Here is a 6000-nt window from a genome sequence, read left to right as displayed (position 1 = left end):
CGCCTCGTCGGTCAGCGTGTTAGCCAGAACCTCGGGACGAACGGGATACAGGGAAGCCGCACTCATCTTTCTTACCTCGGTGGAATAGTTGTTTTTGTGAGCTGTAGCGGGTGGGGAATACAAACAATCGGGCGATTGCGGAACTCAAATCCGGAAGCGACTGAGCAGTTTGTCTTGCTGGCCGACGTGGTCCACCATCGCTGAGCATTGGTGAACCTGCTTGTCCGCACTGGCGGATACTTCAAGACTGATATCGCGGATGTTCGTCGTGTTGCGATTGATTTCCTCGGTCGTGGTGCTCTGTTCTTCCGCCGCCGCGGCAATCTGCAGGTTCATGTCATTGATGCGAAAAATCGCCTCACGTATCCGTTCGAGCGTGTCATTGGCTGCATTGGCTTCCCCGGCAGTCTTACTGGCCGTGTCACGGCTTTGCTGCATTCGCACTTGGGCGTGTTTCACACCTGTCTGCAATTGATCAATCATCAGGCGTATTTCCTGAGTGGATTGCTGAGTACGAAAGGCCAAGGAGCGCACCTCGTCAGCCACTACGGCGAAACCGCGTCCCGTTTCACCGGCACGTGCCGCCTCGATGGCGGCATTGAGCGCGAGAAGATTGGTTTGGTCGGCGATGCTGGTGATGACCGCCACGATCGATTCGATGCGTTGACTGAGCGTGGACAATTCATTAATCGCATGACCGGTGTCGTCCATCTCGTCAGCCAAACGCTTGATCGCCCCCGTTGACTTGGAGACCAGGGCCACCCCGTCTGCTGTTTCCTCGGTGGCAACGATCGCCGCCTCGGCAGCGGCTTGAGCATTGCGCGCCACGTCCTCGGCTGTCGAGGCCATCTCGGTCATGGCGGTGGAGAGTTGATCCAGTTCCTGTAATTGAATCTGTACGCGGTGGGCGGCCTGATCGGCTTCACATGACGTCGCAGTGGTGCTCGCGCGGACTTGTTGCGAGCTGCTTTTCACATCGCCAATGAGTGTTTTCAGGTTCTGCAGGAACTGATTGAACTCCCCGGCGACCAGCGCAATTTCATCATTGCCGACCACGGGTAGCTGGCGGGTCAGGTCGCCTTCTCCGCGATTGATGTCGGCCAACGAATCCTTGAGTTGATCCAAGGGCCGCAGTAGCCGTCTGACCAGCAACCCCAACACCAACAGGCTAAGCAGCACGCCCAGGCCCGTACCGATAACGGCTCGCCAGCTCAGGGTGTGGGCTGCGGCCATGACGATGTCCTGATCGAGCACCACACCGATGTACCAATCCATGCCCTTGAGATGGGTGAGTGGGATGAAGGACACCAGCAGGGACTTTTCACCGCTGCGCACCTCCTGAAGCTGACTGTCGAGGGGCAGGACGTTTCCTGCGAACAGCTGGCTGTAGGGCTTGCCGTTCAGATCAGCGTTCGGGTGGGAAATAATGTTGCCACTTTTACTCAGCAGGAACGCATAACCGGCCCCACCGAAATCCAATGTATTAATGGCATCGGCAACCTTGGTCAGGCTGATGTCACCGCCAAATACCCCGAGCACCTGACCTGCGTCGCTGATCCGTGCGACTGTCGAGATCAGAATTTCACCCGTAGTGGAATCTTTGTAGGGTTCGGTTAAAACGGCTTGGTTACTGGCCTTTCCGGTCGCGTACCAAGGGCGGATGCGACCGTCATAATCAGGTTTTGGATTCCAGGAAGCCGTGTTCTTGATGGGTTTTCCATCAGACTCAAGGGCGCCGAATACCAACTTGAATTCATCTTTCAGAATGGGCGAATCGATGATTCGCTGGGTCGCCTGTGCACTGTACTGACGGTCGATCGCTTGGGATGCCAAATCCATCAGCCGTAGTTTTCCGTTCAGCCAGTTTTCGATTTGACGTGCCACAGCATTGCTCGATTCGGAAATGCTCGCCTCGACCTGGTGACGCAAAATCGTACGTATCTGCTCTACCTGAACCAGCGATAGAAGACTGGTCGTCACAAGCAGCACGCAAGCAGCCACAAGGCTCACCTTGTAACGGATTTTCATCGAGGACTCCAAAGGATCGATCAAGGGGAGCAGGGCATCCAGTCCTTGAATGTCAAGTATTGAGGACGCCATCGCTGGCAAGCCATGCTCCTACAGGTAAAACGCAATCCTGTAGGAGCCGAGCTTGCTCGCGATGGCCGTTAGGCGATTCGCGCCGGGTTAGAAGAAGCCCAACGGATTGATGTCGTAGCTCACCAGCAGGTTTTTGGTCTGCTGATAGTGGTCGAGCATCATCTTGTGAGTTTCACGGCCGACGCCGGACTTTTTGTAACCGCCGAACGCGGCGTGCGCCGGGTACAGGTGGTAGCAGTTGGTCCACACGCGACCCGCCTTGATGGCGCGGCCCATGCGATAGGCGCGGTTGATGTCGCGAGTCCAGAGGCCGGCGCCCAGGCCGAACTCGGTGTCGTTGGCGATGGCCAGGGCTTCGGCTTCGTCCTTGAAGGTGGTGATGCTCACCACCGGGCCAAAGATTTCTTCCTGGAACACGCGCATTTTGTTGGTGCCCTTGAGCAGCGTCGGCTGGATGTAATACCCACTCGCCAGGTTGCCCTCGAGTTTTTCCACCTTGCCGCCGGTCAGCAGCTCGGCGCCTTCGCCCTTGGCGATTTCCAGGTACGAAAGGATTTTGTCGAATTGCTGCTCGGACGCCTGGGCGCCGACCATGGTGTCGGTGTCCAGCGGGTCGCCACGTTTGATTTGCAGAACTTTCTTCATGACGACGGCCATGAATTCGTCGTAGATCGACTCTTGCACCAGCGCACGGGAAGGGCAGGTGCAGACTTCGCCCTGGTTGAAGAACGCCAGCACCAGGCCTTCAGCGGCTTTTTCGATGAACGAAGGCTCAGCCTTCATGATGTCTTCGAAGAAGATGTTCGGCGATTTGCCACCCAGCTCCACGGTGGACGGAATGATGTTTTCGGCGGCGCATTTCATGATGTGCGAGCCGACCGGGGTTGAGCCGGTGAAGGCAATCTTGGCAATGCGTTTGCTGGTGGCCAGCGCTTCGCCGGCTTCTTTGCCGAAGCCTTGCACCACGTTCAGCACGCCCGGCGGCAGCAGGTCGCCGATCAGCTCCATCAGCACGGTAATGCCCAGCGGAGTTTGCTCCGCAGGCTTGAGCACCACGCAGTTACCGGCGGCCAGGGCCGGGGCGAGTTTCCACGCGGCCATCAGGATCGGGAAGTTCCACGGAATGATCTGCCCGACCACGCCCAGCGGCTCATGGAAGTGATAGGCCGCGGTGTGTTCGTTGATTTCGGCCGAACTACCTTCCTGCGCACGGATGCAACCGGCGTAGTAGCGGAAGTGGTCGGCGGCCAACGGGATGTCGGCGTTCAGCGTTTCACGCACGGCTTTGCCGTTGTCCCAGGTTTCGGTGACGGCCAGCAGTTCGAGGTTTTGCTCGATGCGGTCGGCGATTTTCAGCAGCGCCAAAGAGCGGTCCTGCACTGAGGTCTTGCCCCAGGCATCGGCCGCGGCGTGGGCTGCGTCCAGTGCATTTTCGATGTCTTCGGCGGTGGAACGTGGAAATTCGGCAATCGGTTGGCCATTTACGGGCGAAGTCGTGGTGAAGTACTGACCATTGACCGGCGCGACGAATTCACCGCCGATGTAGTTACCGTATTTGGCTTTGAACGAAACGATGGCACCGGGAGTGCCTGGGTGGGCGTAGTTCATGGTGGTGTGCTCTTGTTGTTTTGGGTTGTGGCCGCCCGTGGACGGCCACTGTCATTTGAACAAGCCTCGCAGGGTCAGGAGCCCTGAGGGGTTTCTCCACGCGCGAGACGGGCATTGATGTTTTCAATGACGGCCGGCAACTCGACGATGGTGTCGATCAGGTAGTGCGGGCGGGAGCCTTCGAACATCTTGACGATGCGCGCACGTTCCTCGGCCAATTCCTCCAGGGACAAATCCTTGAATTCTTCATAGGTCAGCCCCAACGCATTGCCGGAGCAGGTCAATGCGACCGTCCACATGCCCGCGCTACGGCCTTCGAGAATGCCCGGCCAGGTGTCGTCGACCTTGACGCAGGCCGCCACATCGCTGATGCCCAAGGCAATCACGTTCGCCAAGGCTTGCGCTGGATGTGGACGCCCGTTGGGCACTTCGTCGGTAGCAACCACATAGTCGGTGACATAGCCGTTCTTGCGTGCCAGTTCTACGACTTTTTCCATGACCACGGCCGGGTAGCCCGAGCAAGAGCCAATTTTCAGACCCTTGTCGCGTAAGCCATTGATCGTATCGAGAGCACCTGGAATCAGCGCCGAGTGCAGGGCGATCTTTTCGATCTGCAAAGGCATGAAGCGTTCGTAGAGGGCAGTGACATCATCATCAGTTGGCAGTCGGCCGAAGGCGGCATGGTAGCGTGCGGCGATCTGTGGCTCATTGCACAAAGTGCGGATATGGTCCCACTTGCCCATGCCCATCGGGCCACGAGCTTCTTCGAGGGAAACGGCGACGCCGAATTCACCGAACGCTTCAACGAAAATCTGAGTCGGTGCGAATGAACCGAAGTCAACGACGGTGCCCGCCCAGTCCAGGACCACTGCTTGCAGTTGGGAAGGTTGTTTGTAGTGCATGATGATCACTCCAGCATTGGGTAGGTTAGTAGTACTAGTTCAGGGGGTGGTGCCGACGATGACCGGTTGTACCGGCGTCGATACCAACTGCGGGTTTTCCGCTGTTTTCGGGCGGCTATTCCAAAATGGAACCAACATCAGACTGGCCAGTAGTGCTGCGCCGGTGAAGACCAGGAACACGGTGAGGGTGTCGAAGTAACCCGGCAGCAAACCACCGAGAACCGCACCTACCGACCCGCAGCCATTAACGAAGCCTGCAGCGGAGGCCGCTCCATCTTTGCTACCGAAGTCAATGGCAGCCGAGCCGCTGATCATCGAATCCGGCCCGTAGAGCGTCAGGCCCATCATGAATAGCAGGCCGACCACCATGTACAGACTGCCGCTCTGCATGGCAGGAACGAACAGGCCAAGGCAAAGGGTGAGTACAACCAGGCTAAGGACACAGGCCGGTATACGACGAGCGCCGAAGTACTTATCCGATGCGATACCGATGAGGATCGGACCGATCAGACCGGCCAGCTCGAAAGAGGTTGGGACGATGGCGGAGGCCACCTTGCCAATTTCGGGCATGCGTTCGTAGATGATCACCGGCCCCCACAGCAGGATGGCGTAGCGCGCGGGTTTGAGCATGAAATAAGCAAGCCCGAGCACCAACACGGTGCGATTCTTCATCACGGTGCGCAAGCCGGCCCACATACTTTCGCGTGGAACCACGACATTACTGACGGGTTCGATCTCGACTTCGACAGGAGGCAGACCGACGTCTTCCGGCGTGTTGCGTTGCAGGAAGAAAAACAGCACCGCCACCACCAGCACCACGACAGCGCTGCTAATGAACGCGATGCGCCAGTCGTGGTAAGTGTTGTAGGCCCACCAACCGGCAAAAGGCGTGGCCACGAGCCCACCGAAGGCGTAGGAGGTGCACCAGTAACCCAGTACGCGACCCCGTTCGCCAGTGGTGAAAAAGCTCCCGACGTTCTTACATAGCCCCGACCAACCGGTGGACTGGGCAAGGCCCTGGATTAGCATGCAGGAGACGAAAATCGGCAGGGTAGCGTAGGTCCCCATAAGCAGCGCGGCTAGCGCTGAGATGACAAGTCCGCTAAGTACCACAACCCTGGGACCGAATCGGTCAGAGAAGTTGCCCCAAAGAAACTGTCCCACGGCATATGCGGTTAGATAGAGGGCGTCGAGATTGGCCATCATGCTCTTTTCGAGCATGAAGTTCGGGTCTTCGCCAATACCCAGCTTGGCGACAGAAAACGCCTTGCGGGTAAAGTAGAAGGCGGCATAAGCCAGCCAGGTAATGAGAAAAATCTGCACGCGCCAACGCTGGAGAGATTTCCAGCCGGTTGCGAGCGGGCTTGCTGCGTTCTTGTTCATGGTGTTC

4 protein-coding genes and 1 pseudogene are annotated in these 6000 nt (G+C 57.9%); all 5 read right to left on the bottom strand.

Going from position 1 to position 6000, the window contains the following annotated elements:
- Window positions 1-144: 144 nt before the first annotated feature.
- The 5 genes and pseudogenes from ASD95_RS30240 to ASD95_RS07165 all read right to left on the bottom strand — a co-directional run bounded on the left by ASD95_RS30240 (window position 145) and on the right by ASD95_RS07165 (window position 5993).
- On the bottom strand, window positions 145-975 hold the full coding sequence (locus ASD95_RS30240) for a methyl-accepting chemotaxis protein (RefSeq protein ID WP_442965832.1): 831 nt from the start codon (window positions 973-975) through the stop codon (window positions 145-147).
- A gap of 27 nt (window positions 976-1002) precedes the next feature.
- A pseudogene (locus tag ASD95_RS30235) lies at window positions 1003-2028 on the bottom strand (HAMP domain-containing protein); the annotation flags it as partial.
- 159 nt (window positions 2029-2187) lie between these two features.
- Window positions 2188-3708, bottom strand: a complete 1521-nt coding sequence (exaC, locus tag ASD95_RS07175) for an acetaldehyde dehydrogenase ExaC (protein WP_056848049.1) — start codon at window positions 3706-3708, stop codon at window positions 2188-2190.
- Between the two features lie 74 nt (window positions 3709-3782).
- Window positions 3783-4610: a phosphonoacetaldehyde hydrolase gene (gene phnX / locus ASD95_RS07170; RefSeq protein WP_056726338.1), complete on the bottom strand. Its 828-nt coding sequence runs from the start codon at window positions 4608-4610 to the stop codon at window positions 3783-3785.
- Window positions 4611-4649: 39 nt separating this feature from the next.
- Entirely contained in the window at window positions 4650-5993 is a 1344-nt protein-coding gene (locus ASD95_RS07165) for an MFS transporter (RefSeq protein ID WP_056726339.1), read from the bottom strand.
- Window positions 5994-6000 lie beyond the last annotated feature (7 nt).

Origin of the sequence: Pseudomonas sp. Root71 (genome assembly GCF_001429045.1) — a bacterium.
GTDB lineage: Bacteria > Pseudomonadota > Gammaproteobacteria > Pseudomonadales > Pseudomonadaceae > Aquipseudomonas > Aquipseudomonas monachiensis.
Note: the sequence above shows the minus strand (reverse complement) of the source record. Positions and strands in the feature narration are given on the sequence as shown.